Consider the following 19,553-nt stretch of genomic DNA (forward strand, 5'->3'; position numbering starts at 1 on the left):
ATTTTGCGCGTCTTCATAAGTTAAGACCAGCTGCAATTAGAAAGGTTTCATCTATTTGAAAAATTTTTCGTAAAAAAAATCTGATGACTGAGGAGGTTGGATTATGCCTTTATTGGACAGTTTTACCGTTGACCATACACGTATGTCAGCACCTGCCGTTAGAGTTGCTAAGACGATGAAAACGCCTCACGGTGATACTATTACGGTATTTGACTTACGTTTTTGTGTTCCTAACAAAGAGGTCATGCCAGAAAAAGGAATTCACACACTTGAACACCTGTTTGCCGGTTTTATGCGTAACCACTTAAACGGTGACGGCGTTGAAATTATCGATATCTCTCCTATGGGATGCCGTACCGGTTTTTATATGAGTTTAATTGGTGCTCCAGATGAATTCAGAGTGGCTGAAGCATGGAAGGGTGCGATGGCTGATGTTCTGAAAGTTCAGGATCAGAGAAAAATCCCTGAATTGAATGTTTATCAGTGTGGTACTTATGAAATGCATTCATTGCAGGAAGCACAGGATATTGCACGCCACATTCTGTATTCAGATGTTCGTGTTAATAAAAATGATGAACTTGCTTTACCGGAAGAAAAATTGGTTGAACTACAAGTGTAGTATGAGTTGAGTGTAGCTAACAAAGAAGCAACTACACATGTTATTCTGGCCGTAAAAATACCGTTCTACGGCCAGATTTATTCTTATTAATCAGTCATTGGCTTGAGTGTTTTTAGCTGTTCTCTGCTTCATCGGTGTAACCCGCACTTTTTTGATAACATTGTCATTTACAGAAAGAATTTCAAAGTTGTAATCATTGATTTGCACCTGAACATTAAGTTCCGGGATCTCGCCTAATTCTTCCAGAATCATACCGTTCATTGTTCGTGGCCCGTCAGCCGGTAGTGTCCAGTCAAATGCTTTATTTAATTCACGGATATTAGCCGTCCCGTCAACCAGAATCGTACCATCACTTTGTGGCAGAACTTCTTCTGCCAGAGAAGGAGACATAGACGTGGTAAAATCACCAACAATTTCTTCCAGAATATCTTCTACAGTCGCCAGTCCCTGAATATCCCCATATTCATCAACAGTCAGGCCTACTTTCTGTTTATTACGCTGAAAGTTAACCAACTGGGTATTTAATGGTGTATTGACAGGAATAAAGTAAATCTTATCCGCAGCTCTGATCAGATTCTTTTTCGTAAATTCTTTTTTCTCCATCATGAGACGGTAGGCTTCGCGTACTCGTAGCATGCCAATAGCATCATCCAGCGAATTCCGGTACAACACAATTCTGCCATGTGGTGAATGTGTCAACTGGCGTATAACGGATTTCCAGTCGTCATTAATATCAATGCCGACAATCTCATTACGGGGCACCATGATGTCCCCAACAGTAACTTTCTCAAGATCCAATATCGAGATAAGCATATCCTGATTACGGCGTGAGAGATTGGTGTTGGATTCATTCACAATCGTTCTCAGTTCATCTTTACTGACCGAATCATTGCGAATACCAGAAACCTTGATCCCCAGACAGCGCATAAACAGTAAAGTGATCTTATTAAACGCCCAAACAAGCGGCAGCATGATTTTTTGTAATGGGCGTAGTAATAAACTGCTCGGAAAGGCAACTTTCTCCGGGTATAGAGCTGCGATAGTTTTGGGCATAACCTCTGCGAAAACCAGAATCACAAAAGTCAGTATCCCGGTTGCAATAGCAACTCCGGCATCGCCATAAAGACGCATACCAACAATAGTCGCCAGCGAGGATGCCAGAATATTGACAAGGTTATTGCCGATCAGGATCAGACTGATTAGCCTGTCAGGATGGCGGAGCAGTGATTCAACTCTCCGGGCCGGGTTGCTGCCTTGTTTGGCTAAGTGACGTAAACGATAACGGTTTATTGTCATCATGCCGGTTTCTGAGGCAGAAAAGTAGGCAGAAATGATAACCATGATGACAAGAACAATAATTAATGTGCCTGTTGAGACATGCTCCAAAACAGAGTTCCTTCCTAATGTTTATATAAACTGGCTGCGGTGGTTTCTGAATATTTAATAAGTCATGAATTCCTGCAACAACCTGCTGCCAAAGAAAGCAAGTGTCAGGATAAACGCACCAATTAAATTGAACCAAATAACACGTTTGCCGCGCCATCCTTCACGATAATGCCCCCATAGCAAAATAATGTAGATAAACCATGCGGTGAGGGACAAAACCGATTTATGGATATTTTCTTTATCGAAAACATTATCCATATACATGACACCTGTACATAACGTCAATGTTAGTAAAATTATGCCAACTTGGATAATGTGAAACATTTTGCGCTCAATCGCCATTAATGGAGGCATTCCCGGCGAGAAAGTAAGTTTTTTCTTTTTCAGCCGATTATTCAGCCAGCTAATCTGTAGTGCATAGAGTGCGGCAATCAGTAACGTGGCATACCCCAACAAGGCCAGCCCGATATGTATAAATAGACCAATGTTTCCCTCAAGATGAGTAATGAATTCACCGGGTACCATGCTCGCCAGTATCAGATTTATCACAGCAAAGCTGTAAACAATCGGTAGTAAAAACCATGCACGCCCACGAAAGGCAACAATTGTCATAATGATACAGACGAGTAAGCTGACCATAGAGCCTAAATTCAGCAATGCCAGATTCTGTCCGCTACTAACATGAAAAATCTGATATTTTAGTGAAATAGTATGATTGAAGAGTGCGACAATTGCGAAAAGCAGCGCCAATTTTTGATAATTGTTTTGTTGCCGCAATAAGCCCGGCACAATGAGTGTCAGGCTAACGAGATAAGCAAGTGAGGCAATGATTGAAAATGCGGGCATAAAGTTTTTCGTTTTCGCAAGAATATTAGAGTTAACTTAAAATTTAAGTATACCGTCAGCGAGGATAGCCTCCAACCGTTGTTAATCATACTTGGGAATCTCTTTGCAGAGATTACATCATCATCGTGTTATAATTCTCTAAATTTGCCTGACCCTGACAGGTATACCCACTTGTAGATATCTGAGCTGAGATAATGTTTGATAATTTAACTGACAGACTATCGCGCACATTGCGCAATATCAGCGGTCGTGGACGGCTGACTGAAGACAATATTAAAGATACGCTGCGCGAAGTTCGCATGGCTTTACTTGAAGCGGATGTCGCGTTACCTGTAGTGCGTGATTTCATTGCAAGAGTTAAAGAAAGCGCGGTAGGGCATGAAGTTAACAAAAGTCTGACTCCCGGGCAAGAATTCGTCAAAATTGTTCAAAATGAACTGGTAAAGGCGATGGGAGAGGTGAACAGCGAGTTGAATCTTGCTGTTCAGCCTCCGGCAACCATTCTGATGGCGGGTTTGCAGGGTGCTGGTAAAACAACCAGTGTTGCAAAGCTGGGCAAATTACTGAAAGAAAAAAGTAAGAAAAAAGTATTGGTTGTTTCTGCTGACGTATATCGTCCGGCCGCAATCAAGCAGCTTGAAACGCTGTCAGAAACTGTTGGAGTTGATTTTTTCCCGTCAGACCCGCAAGAAAAGCCGGTTGATATTGTTAATAAAGCAATTCAGCATGCCAAGCTGAAATTCTACGATGTGCTTATAGTCGATACAGCAGGGCGTCTGCATGTCGATGAAGCCATGATGGATGAAATTAAAGAGGTCCATGCGGCAATCAATCCTATTGAAACTCTGTTCGTTGTCGATGCAATGACGGGGCAGGATGCTGCAAACACGGCTAAAGCATTTAATGAAGCGTTACCACTGACAGGTATTGTACTGACTAAAGTGGATGGTGATGCTCGTGGTGGTGCGGCGCTTTCTATCCGGCATATCACAGGTAAACCAATTAAATTCCTTGGTGTTGGCGAAAAAACCGATGCTCTGGAACCTTTCCATCCTGACCGTATTGCATCGCGGATTCTGGGGATGGGAGACATGCTTTCACTCATTGAAGAAATTGAAAGTAAAGTTGACCGGACTCAGGCAGAAAAACTGGCATCAAAACTGAAAAAAGGTGATTGTTTTGATTTAACTGATTTTCTTGATCAGCTTAAACAGATGCGCAACATGGGTGGCATGGCGAGTATGTTAAGCAAAATGCCGGGTATGTCTCAGGTTCCTGATGCTGTCAAATCTCAAATGGATGACAAAGTTCTGGTTAAGATGGAAGCCATCATCAATTCAATGACCCGTAAGGAACGTGAAAAACCGGAAATTATCAAAGGATCACGCAAACGCCGTATTGCAATGGGTTCCGGTACACAGGTGCAGGATGTCAACCGTTTGCTAAAACAGTTTGATGAAATGCAGCGCATGATGAAAAAAATGAAGAAAGGTGGTATGGCAAAAATGATGCGGAGCATGAAAGGCATGCTGCCACCTGGTTTCATGGGGCGATAATCAACAAATTTCGAAAGAAAATGCTCTTTGGATTGCTTTTTGCGCCAAAGTGAGTAAAATTTTCGGGCTTTTTCATGGACAGCTGGACTCCGTTCCTCGATGGCGTCTGGTTGTTTTGATAACTAATGAGGATGTTATGGTAACAATTCGTTTAGCTCGTGGTGGCGCTAAAAAGCGTCCGTTTTATCAAGTAGTAGTGACCGACAGCCGCAATGCGCGTGATGGTCGCTTCATTGAGCGCGTTGGTTTCTTCAACCCTATCGCATCAGGGAATGCTGAAGCTCTGCGTTTAGATCTGGACCGTATCGAACACTGGGTTGGTCTGGGTGCATCTGTTTCTGATCGTGTTGCGACACTGATCAAAGACGCTAAAAAAGCAGCTTAATCTGTCGCGGTGGTAACAATGAGCAAACAATCCGGCCTGGAGCACCCTGTTGATCCAATCGTGTTGGGGAAATTGGGATCAGCATACGGCATACGTGGTTGGCTCAGAGTTTTTTCCTCCACCGAACAAGCCGAAGACATCTTTGCATATCAGCCGTGGTTTATTCAGCGTTCCGGTCAGTGGCAACACGTTGAGCTGGAAACATGGAAATATCACAATCAGGATTTGATCATCAAAATTAAAGGTATTGATGATCGAGATGCTGCGAATCTGTTCACTAACTGTGAAGTAGTGGTGGATTCATCCCAATTACCAGAACTGGAAGACGGTGATTATTACTGGAGAGACCTTACGGGTTGCCAGGTAATCAATATGGCAGGTTATAACCTTGGAACTGTCCAGGATATGATGGAAACCGGGTCTAACGATGTCATGGTAATAAAAGCAAACCTGAAAGATGCATTCGGTATCAAGGAGCGGTTAATTCCGTTTCTTGATGGGCAGGTTATCAAGAAAGTTGATCTCGCTACCAAAACTATTGAAGTAGATTGGGATCCTGGTTTTTAATCTCCGGTAAACCGGTTGAGAAGTGGGACGCTATATGTGGATTGGGGTTATTAGCCTGTTTCCTGAAATGTTCCGCGCAATAACCGAGTACGGGGTAACTGGTCGGGCAGTGAAAAATGGCCTGCTCAGTATTGATTGCTGGAGTCCGAGGGATTTTACCTACGACCGGCATCGTACTGTGGACGACCGCCCTTATGGTGGTGGTCCTGGCATGCTGATGATGGTGCAACCATTACGGGAAGCCATTCATGCAGCGAAAGCTTCGGCTGGTGATGGTGCAAAGGTGATATATCTTTCACCTCAGGGTCGTAAACTCGATCAACAGGGAGTTTGCGAACTGGCGGCAAATGAGAAATTAATTCTGGTTTGCGGTCGTTATGAAGGTATTGATGAGCGAGTGATCCAAACCGAAATTGACGAAGAATGGTCTATCGGTGATTACGTTCTCAGCGGGGGAGAACTTCCTGCGATGACAATGATTGATTCCATATCCCGGTTTATTCCTGGGGTGTTGGGGCGTCAGGCATCGGCTGAGGAGGATTCTTTTGCTGACGGGCTGTTGGATTGTCCGCATTATACCCGCCCTGAAGTGTTGGATGGGATGGAAGTTCCTGCTGTTTTACTGTCAGGAAATCATGCCGAAATTAATCGCTGGCGTATGAAACAGTCACTTGGTCGTACTTGGCTAAGAAGGCCCGAACTTCTAGAAAGCCTAGCTCTGACTGACGAGCAAAGGATGTTGCTGGCTGAATTCCAGCAGGAATATCAGGATCAGGCAACGAATTAATCTGGGCATATCCAATAAAGGAATGTCTCTGATATATCAGTTTACCTAGGGTAAGAGAGTTATTATGAGCAACATTATTAAACAACTTGAACAAGAGCAGATGAAGCAAGACGTACCTTCATTCCGTCCGGGTGACACCGTGGAAGTTAAGGTATGGGTCGTTGAAGGTTCTAAAAAGCGTCTGCAGACATTCGAGGGCGTGGTTATCGCGATTCGTAACCGCGGTCTGCACTCTGCATTCACTGTTCGTAAGATTTCTAACGGCGAAGGCGTTGAGCGTGTATTCCAGACTCACTCCCCAGTCGTAGACAGCATTTATGTTAAACGTCGTGGTGCTGTTCGTAGAGCTAAACTGTACTACCTGCGTGAGCGTTCTGGTAAGGCAGCGCGTATCAAAGAGCGTCTGGGCGCTAAATAATACGCTTTCGCTACATCCGAAAGTTATAAGGCCAGCAATTTGCTGGCCTTTTTAATGGATAATCATTTCACATTTAAAATAAGTTTAATCGCAGCATACACTTCATCAAATATCCCATCATAAATAGTTTTAATACCCTTTCGTCTTAAACTCAATTCACTGAATACTGTTACGAACAATTGTGTGTTTTTTAATTCATTAAAGGTTATTAATGAATATCATTGGTGTTTTATTATACATGGAGAATATAAAATGGAGTCAGAAGTATCCAGAGAAAATATTCAAAATAATAGCGATCCAGTGATGCCTGTAAGTAACTGGCCTGTATGGGGTATGGTTGCTTTACCTGTCGTGGGTGCAATTATAGAAGTAGTGGCTGACATAGCATTTGATTGGTGGATATATGCAGCGCTTAATATCTCCCTTTGGTTTGCTGATGATATTTTGTTGAAGAGTCAAAATCGTAAAATACCAAAAGGGCTTTTATATCTTGTTCTTTTAACTCCATTATATTTATGGATACGAGCAAATTTTCTAAAGACGGATAAAGATTATTTTATTGGATGGTTACTAACATTCATATTATCAATCATTATTTCTTTCAATAATGTTTCTAGCCAAATGGTAGCTGAAACAGCATGTTCTGTTGTTACTGATATTTATAGCAAACAATATACTCATAATTCGACACAAAATCCGTTATATAACTTACTTAATGAACCTAATAACTTTCATTATGTTAATAAATTTAATGATGTCAGATGCAAAACCGTTAACATTGATGAAAAAATGTCTAACGGAATTTATTATGCGCATGCGATATTAACCAATGGAGATTCAGTAAAAATAGAAATAGAGAAAAATTTTGCTGAAATTAGAGTAGCTATTTTGGAATAACTGAGAAGTCTAAAGGTTTTTTCAAACATAACACCATCTACGTCAGAATATTGTCAGTAGACGGTGTTAGTGATTATGGTGTTACATAAAAGTGCTGACTAAAATGTATCCTACAGCACAGGAGCAACTGACACCAATCAGGCCCGGTATAAGAAAGCTATGGTTGATGATAAATTTTCCGATTTTTGTTGTACCGGAACGGTCGAAACCGATGCAAGCCAGATCGCTTGGATAAGTCGGTAATACAAAATAACCGTAAGCTGCCGGGAAGAATGCAATCAAAAGTTTAGGGTCAACGCCAAGCTGTAATCCCATAGGAGCAATTGCGGTCAAAGCTGCGGCTTGACTGTTAACCAATTTTGACACCAGAAACAATACTAACGCGTAAGTCCAGGGTTTTGCCTGAACAACATCTTCCAGTACCAGCTTTAATTCACCTAAATGTGAGTGGAAGAAAGTATCACTCATCCATGCAACGCCAAAAACAGAAAAGATAGCCACCATTCCGGCTTTGAACACAGCGCTATTGGCTATTTCACTGGTTTTGACTTTACATGTCATCAAAATAATAGAACCAGCGATCAGCATCATCATCTGGATAACCAGATTCATAGAGAGTGGTTTTAATTCCCCTTTTACTTCAAAAGCAGGGCGTAATTCAGAGTATGCGCCGAACAATACTACAACAGCAATGGCAGCGAAAAAGATCCATGTAGCTCTGTATGCCTGTTTAGGAAATACCTGATCTAATAGAGTTTCTGAATTACCGTAGATAAACTCCCGCTGTTTAGGATCTTTAGTTTTCTCCTGAAATTCTTCGTCTTTATCTAAATCTTTACCGCGGCGCAAACTCCATAATGCGGCAATTACAACTCCTGTCAGTGATGCCGGAATTGAAACAGCCAGAATTTCTAAAATTCCGTAGGCATGACCAATACCATGGCTGGCAGCAATAATTGATACTAAAGAAACAACGGCAACCGAAACAGGAGAGGCAGTAATTGCCATTTGGGAGGCAACAGATGCGACTGCCATAGGGCGTTCAGGACGAATGCCTTTTTTTAAGGCGATATCACCGATGATCGGGAACATGGTATAGACCACATGACCTGTGCCACAAAGGAAAGTGAGCATCCATGTAGTGAGTGGAGCCAAAATAGTAATGTGCTGTGGATGGCGGCGTAGAAGACGTTCAGCGCACTGCATCATGACATTCAGACCGCCCGCAGTCTGTAAAACAGATGCACAGCCGATCACAGCAAGAATAGTGAGCATTACATCAACTGGTGGCTTGCCTGGCTCTAACCCAAAAATAAATGTCAGTATAAAAAGCCCTATGCCACTGATCAGCCCCAATCCCATGCCCGCATAACGCGTACCTATCAATAAGCATATAATTATTATGGCAAATTGCAGCGTTATCATATCTATCCTTAATGAGTGAGTAAAAACGAACGTTGATAGCCCACTTTTTTAGTCAGTGTTATTCAACAATTCTTTATAAATGTTATTTTATAGTTTCAACCTAATACTAAAGTCACATGTTAATATTATTAAAATTGTAATATAAAAACGGGATTAAGATCTTATTTTTACTACATGATTTTTAAATAAATTTATATTTTAATGAAGATTAACAAATAGTTAATAAATCATTTCAGTTTGGTGTTGCGGTTGTGAAATATATTAATTAAATAATTACCATGAAGATTGATTAATATATTTCTATCTACAATTAGAATATATATAAATTATTTATTCATTGATTAATGTCAATTGCTAAGTGGTATTTGGTGTAAAATAATATTTACACTATCGTAAAAAAATATAAACAATCGGATTGTATTCTTTACGGAGCATGGTATGTTATCTGGCAGACGCTAAAAACTTAAACAGACAAATAAAGCAGGTATGAAAAATGATCATGCAAAAAGATGCGCTTAATAACATTCATATTCTTGATGAACAGGTTCTCATTACACCGGAAGAGCTGAAACAAAAATATCCATTGAGTAGCAGCGATCTGCATGCCATTACAAACGCGCGTAATACTATTGCTGATATCATTCATCATGATGATCCCCGTTTGTTGGTGGTATGTGGTCCATGTTCTATTCATGATGTGGATGCTGCTCTTGATTATGCCCGCCGTTTGAAATCACTTTCGGCTGAACTGAGTGATTGTCTGTATGTTGTTATGCGCGTCTATTTCGAAAAACCTCGTACTACCGTTGGCTGGAAAGGTCTAATCAGTGATCCTTACATGGATGGATCATTTGATATGGATGCCGGATTACATATTGCTCGTCGTTTGTTACTGAATCTGGTGGAAATGGGGTTGCCATTGGCGAATGAAGCGCTTGATCCCAACAACCCCCAATATTTGGGCGACCTTTTTAGTTGGTCAGCGATTGGGGCAAGAACGACAGAATCCCAGACGCATCGTGAAATGGCATCAGGCTTATCAGTATCAGTCGGCTTTAAGAATGGCACTGATGGTAATTTAAATACCGCTATTAATGCGATGAAAGCTGCGGCAATGCCACATCGCTTTATGGGAATAAATCAGTCAGGTCAGGTTTGTCTGCTGCAAACTCAGGGTAATCCGAATGGCCACATAATATTACGTGGTGGAGCGGAGCCTAATTATAGTCCTGAACATGTGCGTGATTGTGAAAATCAGATGGTTAAGGCAGGCTTAGTTCCATCACTGATGATTGATTGCAGTCATGGTAACTCCAATAAAGATTTTCGTCGTCAAAGTGTGGTTGTGGATTCAGTCGCTGAGCAAATTATGAGTGGTAATCAATCCATTATTGGTGTCATGTTAGAGAGTCATATTAATGAAGGAAGCCAGTCTTCAGAGCTAACCCGTTCTGAAATGCAATATGGTGTTTCTGTTACTGATGCTTGTATTAGCTGGCAGACGACTGAACAGGTGTTAAGAAAATTACATCAGCAAATCAAGCCACATTTATCAAAACGTAATATAACGATGAAACAGGCAGGATAATTGACATGGCAGCAGAATTATCACAATTACGGAAACAAATTGATGAGGTAGACAAAGCTCTACTGAGTTTACTTTCCAGGCGGATGGATTTGGTAGCTGAAGTTGGTGAAGTTAAAAGCCAGCTTGGGTTACCAATTTATGCACCTGAAAGGGAGGCCAGTATGCTGGCTTCTCGTCGCAAGGAGGCAGAAATTCTGGGGATTTCCCCAGACTTAATTGAAGATATTCTGCGCCGTATTATGCGTGAGTCTTATACCAGTGAAAATGATAAAGGTTTCAAAAAGCTCAATGCTGATATAGGGCCGATTGTGATTGTAGGTGGCTCTGGAAAAATGGGTCGACTATTTAGCCGATTATTGACTTTATCAGATTACGAAGTCAGGAATCTTGAAGCAAATGATTGGGAGCAGGCTGATGCTATTTTAGCCGGTGCTGGCATGGTCATTGTCAGTGTACCTATTCATTTAACTGAAGCCGTTATCCACCGTTTACCTCCTTTACCTGAAGAATGTATTCTGGTGGATTTAGCTTCGATAAAACAAAAGCCACTTCAGGCTATGCTTGATGTACACAAAGGCCCTGTTTTGGGATTACATCCGATGTTTGGGCCGGACGTGGGAAGTTTTGCTAAACAAGTGGTTATTTTTTGCGATGGACGCCAGTCAGAATCATACCAGTGGTTTCTGGAACAAATATTAGTCTGGGGAGCAAGACTACACAGAATTGAAGCAGACCAGCATGATAAAAACATGAGTTTTATTCAGGCGCTACGTCATTTCTCCACTTTTTCTTACGGACGACATCTTTTAAAAGAAGATATCGATTTACAGCAACTATTATCGCTGTCTTCCCCTATTTATCGTCTGGAGTTGGCTATGGTTGGTCGGTTATTTGCTCAGGACCCACAGTTGTATGCAGATATTATTATGTCCAGCCCTGAAAATATTGAACTGATTCGTCGTTATCACCAAAGTTTTGGTCAGGCTTTGGCACTTCTGGAGAATCAGGATAAACAAGCATTTATTGAGAACTTTAATCAAGTGAGCGAATGGTTTGGTGATGAAGCAGTTCGGTTTATGAAAGAAAGCCAGACGCTTTTACAGCAGGCTAATGATAGTCGGATATGAGTCGATATGACGGTTAAACCGGATGTTTCCATCCGGTTAGCTATTTAGAATGGATCAACTGATGTTACATTTTCTGAAGGATAACAACCTAGGATTTTCAAGAAGTGGGTGATTTCAGATAATTCTTTGAGAGCCTGTTGCATTTTCATGGAACGTACATTGGCCTGAACATCAATATAAAACATCTCTTCCCACGGCTTACCGTTGATCGGACGTGATTCCAGTTTACTCATAATAATATTGTGTTTTTTTAAGATAATGAGTGCATCAACCAGAGCGCCAGCCTGTTGCCCCGTGGACATAATAAACGTCGTTTTTGCTGGAACCTGATCTGATACTTCAATAGGTTTTCGGGCAACAACAATAAACCGGGTACTATTATTTTCTTGGTTTGCAAGGTTATTTTCTAAAACCTTCAACCCATAAAGTGCTCCTCCGGCTTCACTTCCCAATACAGCCACTTCCGGTGAATCTATTTCAGTCACCTTTTGCATGGCAACAGCAGTACTTTCACAATAGATTATATTCCAGTGTGGAAATTGATTAAGATATTGGCTGCATTGCTGAAAAGGTTGAGGATGACTGTAGACTGTTTTTATCTTTGATATATCACTCTCTTGGGTAATTAATAAGCAGTGATTGATAGGAAGAGTTATCTCTCCTACCAGAGATAATGGAGTGTGCTGCAAGAGATCGTAAACATCATTTATTGCGCCGGAACTGGTGTTTTCCAGTGGCAGAATACCGTAATCAGCCTGACCAATTTCCACTAATGAAAAGATATCTGGAAACTTATGACAGCTACATTCAATTAACTGATTGAAATGTCGTGCGGAAAACTGACGTGCGGCAAGGTGTGAATAAGAACCTCTTGGACCAAGAAAAGCAATCCGGGCAGTATCATAAGGTGTCTGGTTCAGATGTTGTTGTAGCAGGGCTTGCTGAGTCAGTACTGAATCTTCGATGATCATTTGGAACAGGCGGGTAATGTAAAATCCATCCAACCCACGAGATTTACCTTTATCAATTAACACATCTAGTAATTCCCGCTCCCGATTTTTATCCCGTATCGGACGATTACCGTGAAGTTTTGTTTGCGCAATATCACAGGCCAATTGCCGCCGCTTTGCTAGCAAATCCAGTAAATCAGCATCAACGTTACTGATTTCTTTACGAATGTTAATTAAATCTTGTTCCATAGTACATTCCTGATATTTTTATTATAAAAGTAATTTGTATCTTTCAAATCGCAGTCTGAGACCTATCGGAGATATAAGTTATGGCCTATAAAATAAAAAACCTCCCGTTGGTAGGGAGGTTTTCTTGTTCGTCTTCTTTTTATCTTTTACAAACGAGAAACCCCCTCATAGGAAGGTAAAAAAGAAAAAGGAGAAGAACAGTTTAATATTCATGTCGTTTGTATCTTCATTTTGTAAAATCAAAGAGTGTACTTTTATTAACCTATTCGATGAGGGATGTCAATAGGCGTGACAAAGTGGGATAGGGCTGAAGGGCAACAAAAACGCGCTCATTGAGCGCGTTGAGAAAACAAAACAGGTTATATTTCAAGATTAAGATTAGATTCTTTTACACTATGCTCTGCTCTGCGCGCTTCCCCTTTATGCTGAACTTTATTAAGTTGACGTTCTAATTTAGTCAGCAATTCATTGATAGCTGCATACATATCTTCATGCTTGGCGCTTGCAACCAGCGTACCATTCGGTGTGCCAATTGTGGCATCAACCAAAAACCCTTGTGGCTCTTTTGAAAGCACAATATGTGGATTGATGAGATTGACTTGCCATTTATTCAACTTATTTAGACGGTCTTCCACATGACTACGAATTGCGGTGGTAATTTCCATTTGTTTGCTGGTTATGTTTACTAACATATAGTTACCTCTTTCTGTTTCTCCGTCTTTGATGGTTTCAGCATAACTCGCTTTTAGGGAAAAAGAATGATCTAAGTCACTTTTATTAGCGGATTCTGACGTGGATAAGTTAAATTGTGATTAGTGATGAAGATGTGGACAAAATTTGTTGCTAAGTGACAAGCAATGCGTCATTATCGATCAGTTATGGTATTATCAATCCCAGAAACAATTCCGGAATTTGAATGGATTTCCATCCGGTAATCATGTTCTCTCTAGAAAAATAGCAGCCATATAGCTGCTATTTTTATGATATTCCTTTGAAACTCTATGCTGGGTTGGCAGCAATTAATGCCGCGACTTTATCTGCTTCGGTTTTAAGCCCCAGCGCATCGTATGCTTTTTCCATATAAGGCAACGCTTTTCTGGTGGCTTCGGTGTCCGGATAATTCCTTAACATTTGTTCTGTACGATTGACGACTGCAACGTAAGCACCGCGTTTAGTGTAATATTGAACAATGGCAAGTTCATGTTTGGCTAAACGATCTTTCAGAGAAACTAAACGTTTATAAGCATCAGCTACATATTGGCTGTTAGGGTAATAACGTACCAGTTGACTAAAATCGCGGAATGCGGCACGGGCATTTTCAGGATCACGGTTTGAGCGGTCAAGACCTAAAACATCCTGTAGAAAGTTATCGTCCATAGCCTGTAATACCAGACCACGCATATACATGACATAGTCAATATTCGGGTGAGTTGGATTCAGGCGCATGAAACGTTCAATAGATGCAAGGGCAAGAGGAAATTCTGCTGATTTATAATAAGCATAAATTAAATCCAGCTGAACCTGCTGAGAGTAAGGTCCGAAAGGATAACGGTTATCTAGGGATTCCAATTGCTTGATAGCCGCTTTATAGTTACCGTCCTGCAGTTTTTCCTGCCCGTTTGAATAAATTTGAGATGGCGGGATATCAGGAACAGCCTCTTTATTGCTGGAGCACCCAGATAAAACCAGGCTCAATGTGGTCGCTGCCACCAGATATTTCATGCGAATCATCACGTGTTGATTACCCTCTGATTGTTTTCTGGGAGACTATCCGCGAAGCTCCCGGCAAAAGATAGAGTACAATAGCACACTATTTTAAATGAAACGGCCTCGCCGTCAAAACTCAACGTAAAATATAGAAGTTATATATGGCACAACAAATACGACTTAATACGACAGTCGCTGAATCTCAGCTCGGTCAGCGTTTAGATCAAGCTTTGGCTGAATTGCTCCCTGATTACTCCCGTTCACGTATAAAAGAGTGGATCTTGAGTGATAAAGTTCAGGTAAATGGCAAATTAATTAATAAGCCAAAGGAAAAAGTACTGGGCGGAGAAGAAATTTCTATTGATGCTATCATTGAAGAAGATGCCCGTTGGGAACCGCAGAATATAGAACTGAACGTTGTTTATGAAGATGACGATATTCTGGTTATTAACAAACCGCGTGACCTGGTTGTACATCCGGGGGCGGGCAACCCTGACGGCACAGTACTGAATGCTCTGCTATACCGTTATCCAGAGATTGCAGATGTTCCCCGGGCGGGCATTGTGCACCGCCTTGATAAGGATACGACAGGTCTGATGGTAGTTGCAAAAACAGTTCCGGCACAGACTCGTCTGGTTGAATCCCTGCAATTACGTGAAATTACCCGTGAGTACGAAGCCGTTGCTTTAGGGCGTATGACAGCGGGTGGGATTGTAGAAGAGCCGATATCCCGCCATCCGACAAAGCGGACGCATATGGCTGTTCACCCAATGGGCAAGCCAGCCGTGACTCATTATCGGGTGATGGAACATTTCCGGGCACATACCCGCCTTCGCTTGCGTCTGGAGACGGGCAGAACGCACCAAATCCGCGTGCATATGTCACACATTAAACATCCACTGGTTGGAGATCAGCTTTATGGCGGTCGTCCTCGTCCTCTGAAAGGTGCCTCTGAGGAATTTCGCGAAGCGATACGCAACTTTGACCGTCAGGCGTTGCACGCTACTATGTTGCGTCTTTATCATCCGATAACAGGTATTGAGATGGAGTGGCATGCGCCATTACCGGACGATATGGTTAAGCTTATTGATGTGATGAAAGCAGATGCCGAAACTTTCAAAGATGAGATGGATTGGTAGTTAAATGACACCACTGATTTTTCCTGATTGGCCACAACCCGAGGGGGTTGGCGCATGTAGTACAACCCGGCAGGGCGGTATTAGTCTTCCGCCCTATGATAGCCTGAATTTAGGCAGTCACGTTGGAGATGCTCCTCTATATGTAGAGCGAAACCGTGAATTATTGGCTGAATATGCGCGATTGCCGCAGCAGCCAGTCTGGTTGGAACAGGTACATGGAACACGTGTTATCAGGTTAGATGGTCAGTTAGTGGAAAATAATCAGGCTGATGCTGTTTATACTAATCAAGTCGGGCAGGCGTGTGCTGTAATGACAGCAGATTGCCTGCCTGTACTTTTTTGTTCCGTCAAAGGTGATGAAGTCGCAGCAGCCCATGCGGGATGGCGTGGATTATGTGCCGGTGTTCTGGAAAATACAGTGGCTCAATTTACGACAGAACCTGACATGATCCACGTATGGCTAGGGCCAGCTATTGGCCCTGAAAAGTTTGAAGTCGGGCGCGAGGTTATGGAAGCTTTTCTGGCAACAGACCCTAATCTGGAGCAGGCCTTTACACCTTATGGAATGAAATTTCTGGCAAATATCTATTTACTGGCTAGATTAAAGTTGGAGTCGATTGGGATAAAAAATGTTTTTGGAGGCACAGTTTGCACGGTCTCAGAAGAAGAGACTTTTTTTTCTTACCGTCGTGATGGTGTTACCGGACGTATGGCAACTTTAATCTGGTTGAGATGATCTATCGCGTAGGGCGATCTTTAGTGCATAGCGCAAGTTTCCAATTAACTTTTCAGCATACCTTGAATATTTAAGGAATGACCTTATCTAATCTCCAGTAGCAAATTCTGACTAGTATTGGAGGTGTTATGCGTCTGGATCGTCTTACTAATAAATTCCAGCTTGCTCTCGCTGACGCCCAATCCCTCGCATTAGGGCGTGATAATCAATTCATCGAACCAATCCACTTGATGAGCGCATTGCTTAATCAAGAGGGGGGTTCTGTTCGCCCTCTATTAATGTCTGCCGGGATTGATACAGGAAACTTGCATGATCGACTAAATCTGGCTTTGGACAGACTTCCAAGAGTAGAAGGAAGTGGCGGTGATGTTCAGGTATCCAATGAATTAGGGCGTTATTTAAACCTGTGCGACAAACTTGCTCAGAAAGCAGGTGATAACTTTATTTCTTCTGAACTCTTTGTTCTGGCAGCGCTGGAAGAACGTGGAGCATTAAGCGACATATTAAAAGCTGTGGGAGCAACAAAAGACAAAATCACTAAGGCAATAGAGATGATGCGCGGTGGTGAAAAAGTAAATGACCAGAGTGCCGAAGACCAACGTCAGGCACTGAAAAAGTACACAATAGATCTTACTGAGAGAGCCGAACAAGGCAAACTTGATCCTGTCATCGGGCGTGATGAGGAAATTCGACGGACAATTCAGGTATTACAGCGTCGAACCAAGAATAATCCTGTATTGATCGGTGAACCGGGAGTGGGTAAAACGGCCATCGTCGAAGGGCTGGCACAAAGGATTGTTAATGGAGAAGTGCCTGAAGGTCTGAAAAACAAAAGAGTCCTGTCCCTGGATATGGGCGCATTATTGGCGGGTGCGAAATATCGGGGTGAGTTTGAAGAGCGTTTGAAAGGTGTTTTGAATGATCTCGCCAAACAAGAAGGTTCGGTCATTCTGTTTATTGATGAGTTACATACGATGGTAGGTGCTGGCAAGGCAGAGGGTGCAATGGATGCGGGCAATATGCTGAAACCAGCACTAGCTCGTGGTGAACTGCATTGTGTCGGTGCGACGACCTTAGACGAATACCGCCAGTACATTGAGAAAGATGCGGCTTTGGAACGCCGTTTCCAGAAAGTTTATGTTGCGGAACCGAGTGTTGAAGATACTATTGCTATTCTACGTGGTCTTAAAGAACGCTATGAACTCCACCATCATGTTCAGATAACTGATCCGGCAATTGTTGCAGCGGCGACATTATCTCATCGTTATATCTCAGATCGCATGTTACCTGATAAAGCGATTGATTTAATTGATGAGGCCGGAGCCAGTCTGCGTATGCAGATGGATTCAAAACCAGAAGCGTTGGATCGCCTGGAACGCAGGATTATCCAATTAAAACTCGAACAGCAGGCACTGAAAAAAGAATCGGATGAAGCCAGTAAAAAGCGTCTTGATATGCTGAATGAAGAGCTGGCGGAAAAAGAGCGTGAATATTCTGAGCTGGAAGAAGAGTGGAAAGCAGAAAAAGCAGAGCTTACCGGCACTCAAAATATTAAAGCTGAGTTAGAAAATGCACGTATAGAATTAGAAAAAGCTCGTCGTAGTGGTGACTTGGCGAGAATGTCTGAAATTCAGTACGGAAAAATTCCTGAATTGGAAAAACAGTTGGCAACAGCAACCACAGCAGAAAATCACCAAATGAAACTGCTGCGTAATAAAGTGACTGATGCTGAAATCGCTGAAATCCTTGCTCGCTGGACAGGAATTCCGGTATCCAGAATGTTGGAAAGCGAAAAAGATAAACTATTGCGTATGGAGCATGAGTTACATAAACGTGTCATTGGTCAGAATGAGGCTGTTGATGCAGTAGCAAACGCAATTCGCCGTAGCCGAGCCGGTTTATCTGACCCAAATCGCCCGATTGGCTCTTTCATGTTTTTGGGGCCGACAGGTGTTGGTAAAACTGAGCTGTGTAAGGCATTAGCCAATTTCCTGTTCGATAGTGACGATGCAATGGTACGTATCGACATGTCTGAATTTATGGAAAAACATTCTGTCTCAAGACTGGTGGGTGCACCTCCCGGCTATATTGGTTATGAGGAAGGCGGTTATCTGACAGAAGCGGTACGTCGCCGTCCTTACTCAGTCATCCTATTGGATGAAGTTGAAAAAGCGCATCCCGATGTTTTCAATATATTGCTGCAAGTGTTGGATGATGGACGTTTAACTGATGGTCAGGGAAGAACAGTCGATTTTCGTAATACAGTCGTGATTATGACATCTAACCTGGGTTCAGACATGATTCAGGAACGTTTTGGGGTACTGGATTATGCCGGAATGAAAGATATGGTGATGGAGATCGTCGGTCATCACTTCAGGCCTGAGTTCATTAACCGGATCGATGAAGTCGTGGTATTCCATCCATTAGGAAAAGAGCATCTGAAAGCCATTACAAGTATCCAGCTACAACGTTTATATAAACGTCTGGAGGAGCGGGGCTATCAAGTCACAATGACATCATCGGCACTAGAAACACTGAGTGAAGCTGGTTTTGACCCTGTATACGGAGCGCGCCCATTAAAAAGGGCTATTCAACAAGAGATTGAAAACCCGCTGGCTCAACAAATCCTTTCTGGCGAACTGATTCCCGGTAAGTTAGTGACATTGGATCTGGAAAACGACCATATTGTTGCAAGGCAATGACATTTTTTGCTTAGTTTCTTCATGGTGCTCGTAGATAGGCATCTATTATAGATGCCTATCCGAGGGGAAAATGTCATTAAGGCAACATAAAAAATAGAATAAAGATAAAAAAGAGGTGAAAAATCCACCTCTTTTTTTGTTTCGTAGCTCAAAAAATAGCTTAAAAAGGTTATTTTGTTTGATAAGTGTTCGATTGAAATCTTTTTTTAAAATAGTTGTTGTCAGCGCCGGAAAACTCCCTATAATGCGCCACCACTGACCGACGCTGAGCTGAGACACGCCGCCGAGGACAGCGGGAAAAAAGCGAAAATAAACGCTTGACTCCCGAGGCGAAAAGCGTAAGATACGCAGCCTCGCAACACGGAAGAAACTTCCGGTTGCCACCGCTCTTTAACAATTTATCAGACAATCTGTGTGGGCACTCGCAAGACCCTATCGACATGCCGAAAGGCAAAAAAGATTAAAGTCT

At 42.2% G+C, this 19,553-nt stretch carries 18 protein-coding genes and 1 other annotated feature; of the genes, 12 read left to right on the top strand and 6 right to left on the bottom strand.

Annotated features, from left to right (window positions below):
- Nucleotides 1–103: 103 nt before the first annotated feature.
- Entirely contained in the window at nt 104–619 is a 516-nt protein-coding gene (gene luxS / locus Xinn_RS12430; RefSeq protein WP_086953909.1) for an S-ribosylhomocysteine lyase, read from the top strand.
- A gap of 90 nt (nt 620–709) precedes the next feature.
- Here the strand turns inward: luxS and Xinn_RS12435 are convergent, their stop codons facing one another.
- Entirely contained in the window at nt 710–2,005 is a 1,296-nt protein-coding gene (locus Xinn_RS12435) for an HlyC/CorC family transporter (RefSeq protein WP_143706512.1), read from the bottom strand.
- 54 nt (nt 2,006–2,059) lie between these two features.
- Nucleotides 2,060–2,851 carry a cytochrome C assembly family protein gene (locus Xinn_RS12440; protein WP_086953907.1) on the bottom strand — a complete coding sequence of 264 codons (792 nt, stop codon included), beginning with the start codon at nt 2,849–2,851 and terminating at the stop codon, nt 2,060–2,062.
- A gap of 194 nt (nt 2,852–3,045) precedes the next feature.
- Between Xinn_RS12440 and ffh the strand changes: the two genes are divergently transcribed.
- From ffh to Xinn_RS12470, 6 genes are all read left to right on the top strand, one after another.
- Nucleotides 3,046–4,407, top strand: a complete 1,362-nt coding sequence (ffh, locus tag Xinn_RS12445; RefSeq protein ID WP_086953906.1) for a signal recognition particle protein — start codon at nt 3,046–3,048, stop codon at nt 4,405–4,407.
- Nucleotides 4,408–4,543: 136 nt separating this feature from the next.
- Complete coding sequence (rpsP, locus tag Xinn_RS12450) at nt 4,544–4,792, top strand: 30S ribosomal protein S16 (RefSeq protein ID WP_086956469.1); 249 nt, start codon at nt 4,544–4,546, stop codon at nt 4,790–4,792.
- An 18-nt stretch (nt 4,793–4,810) separates the two neighbouring features.
- A complete protein-coding gene (gene rimM / locus Xinn_RS12455; RefSeq protein WP_086953905.1) occupies nt 4,811–5,359 on the top strand; it encodes a ribosome maturation factor RimM in 549 nt (182 codons plus the stop codon).
- Between the two features lie 34 nt (nt 5,360–5,393).
- Nucleotides 5,394–6,146, top strand: a complete 753-nt coding sequence (gene trmD, locus Xinn_RS12460; RefSeq protein WP_086953904.1) for a tRNA (guanosine(37)-N1)-methyltransferase TrmD — start codon at nt 5,394–5,396, stop codon at nt 6,144–6,146.
- A 64-nt stretch (nt 6,147–6,210) separates the two neighbouring features.
- Nucleotides 6,211–6,564: a 50S ribosomal protein L19 gene (gene rplS, locus Xinn_RS12465; RefSeq protein WP_086953902.1), complete on the top strand. Its 354-nt coding sequence runs from the start codon at nt 6,211–6,213 to the stop codon at nt 6,562–6,564.
- Nucleotides 6,565–6,816: 252 nt separating this feature from the next.
- Nucleotides 6,817–7,461: a hypothetical protein gene (locus Xinn_RS12470; RefSeq protein WP_086953901.1), complete on the top strand. Its 645-nt coding sequence runs from the start codon at nt 6,817–6,819 to the stop codon at nt 7,459–7,461.
- A gap of 81 nt (nt 7,462–7,542) precedes the next feature.
- Here Xinn_RS12470 and Xinn_RS12475 read toward each other — a convergent pair whose 3' ends face one another.
- On the bottom strand, nt 7,543–8,886 hold the full coding sequence (locus Xinn_RS12475; protein ID WP_086953899.1) for an anaerobic C4-dicarboxylate transporter: 1,344 nt from the start codon (nt 8,884–8,886) through the stop codon (nt 7,543–7,545).
- 493 nt (nt 8,887–9,379) lie between these two features.
- Here Xinn_RS12475 and Xinn_RS12480 point away from each other — a divergent pair, with 493 nt between their 5' ends.
- Both Xinn_RS12480 and tyrA read left to right on the top strand, forming a co-directional pair.
- Nucleotides 9,380–10,474: a 3-deoxy-7-phosphoheptulonate synthase gene (locus Xinn_RS12480; RefSeq protein WP_086953898.1), complete on the top strand. Its 1,095-nt coding sequence runs from the start codon at nt 9,380–9,382 to the stop codon at nt 10,472–10,474.
- A gap of 5 nt (nt 10,475–10,479) precedes the next feature.
- On the top strand, nt 10,480–11,601 hold the full coding sequence (gene tyrA / locus Xinn_RS12485) for a bifunctional chorismate mutase/prephenate dehydrogenase (protein WP_086953896.1): 1,122 nt from the start codon (nt 10,480–10,482) through the stop codon (nt 11,599–11,601).
- A gap of 44 nt (nt 11,602–11,645) precedes the next feature.
- Here tyrA and pheA read toward each other — a convergent pair whose 3' ends face one another.
- The 3 genes from pheA to bamD form a co-directional block, all read right to left on the bottom strand.
- On the bottom strand, nt 11,646–12,800 hold the full coding sequence (gene pheA / locus Xinn_RS12490; RefSeq protein WP_086953895.1) for a bifunctional chorismate mutase/prephenate dehydratase: 1,155 nt from the start codon (nt 12,798–12,800) through the stop codon (nt 11,646–11,648).
- A gap of 90 nt (nt 12,801–12,890) precedes the next feature.
- Nucleotides 12,891–13,014 (bottom strand) — a sequence feature (Phe leader region).
- A 145-nt stretch (nt 13,015–13,159) separates the two neighbouring features.
- The gene (raiA, locus tag Xinn_RS12495; protein ID WP_086953893.1) at nt 13,160–13,492 is read right to left on the bottom strand and encodes a ribosome-associated translation inhibitor RaiA; all 333 of its coding nucleotides are present in this window, start codon (nt 13,490–13,492) and stop codon (nt 13,160–13,162) included.
- A 307-nt stretch (nt 13,493–13,799) separates the two neighbouring features.
- A complete protein-coding gene (gene bamD, locus Xinn_RS12500; protein WP_186435691.1) occupies nt 13,800–14,522 on the bottom strand; it encodes an outer membrane protein assembly factor BamD in 723 nt (240 codons plus the stop codon).
- 146 nt (nt 14,523–14,668) lie between these two features.
- Between bamD and rluD the strand changes: the two genes are divergently transcribed.
- From rluD to clpB, 3 genes are all read left to right on the top strand, one after another.
- On the top strand, nt 14,669–15,646 hold the full coding sequence (rluD, locus tag Xinn_RS12505) for a 23S rRNA pseudouridine(1911/1915/1917) synthase RluD (RefSeq protein ID WP_086953889.1): 978 nt from the start codon (nt 14,669–14,671) through the stop codon (nt 15,644–15,646).
- A gap of 4 nt (nt 15,647–15,650) precedes the next feature.
- Entirely contained in the window at nt 15,651–16,382 is a 732-nt protein-coding gene (gene yfiH / locus Xinn_RS12510) for a purine nucleoside phosphorylase YfiH (RefSeq protein ID WP_086953887.1), read from the top strand.
- Between the two features lie 128 nt (nt 16,383–16,510).
- Nucleotides 16,511–19,084 (top strand): ATP-dependent chaperone ClpB, encoded by a 2,574-nt coding sequence (gene clpB, locus Xinn_RS12515; RefSeq protein WP_086953886.1) that lies wholly within the window; start codon nt 16,511–16,513, stop codon nt 19,082–19,084.
- The last annotated feature ends 469 nt before the right edge of the window (nt 19,085–19,553 follow it).

This window comes from Xenorhabdus innexi (assembly GCF_002632485.1).
GTDB classification, from domain to species: domain Bacteria; phylum Pseudomonadota; class Gammaproteobacteria; order Enterobacterales; family Enterobacteriaceae; genus Xenorhabdus; species Xenorhabdus innexi.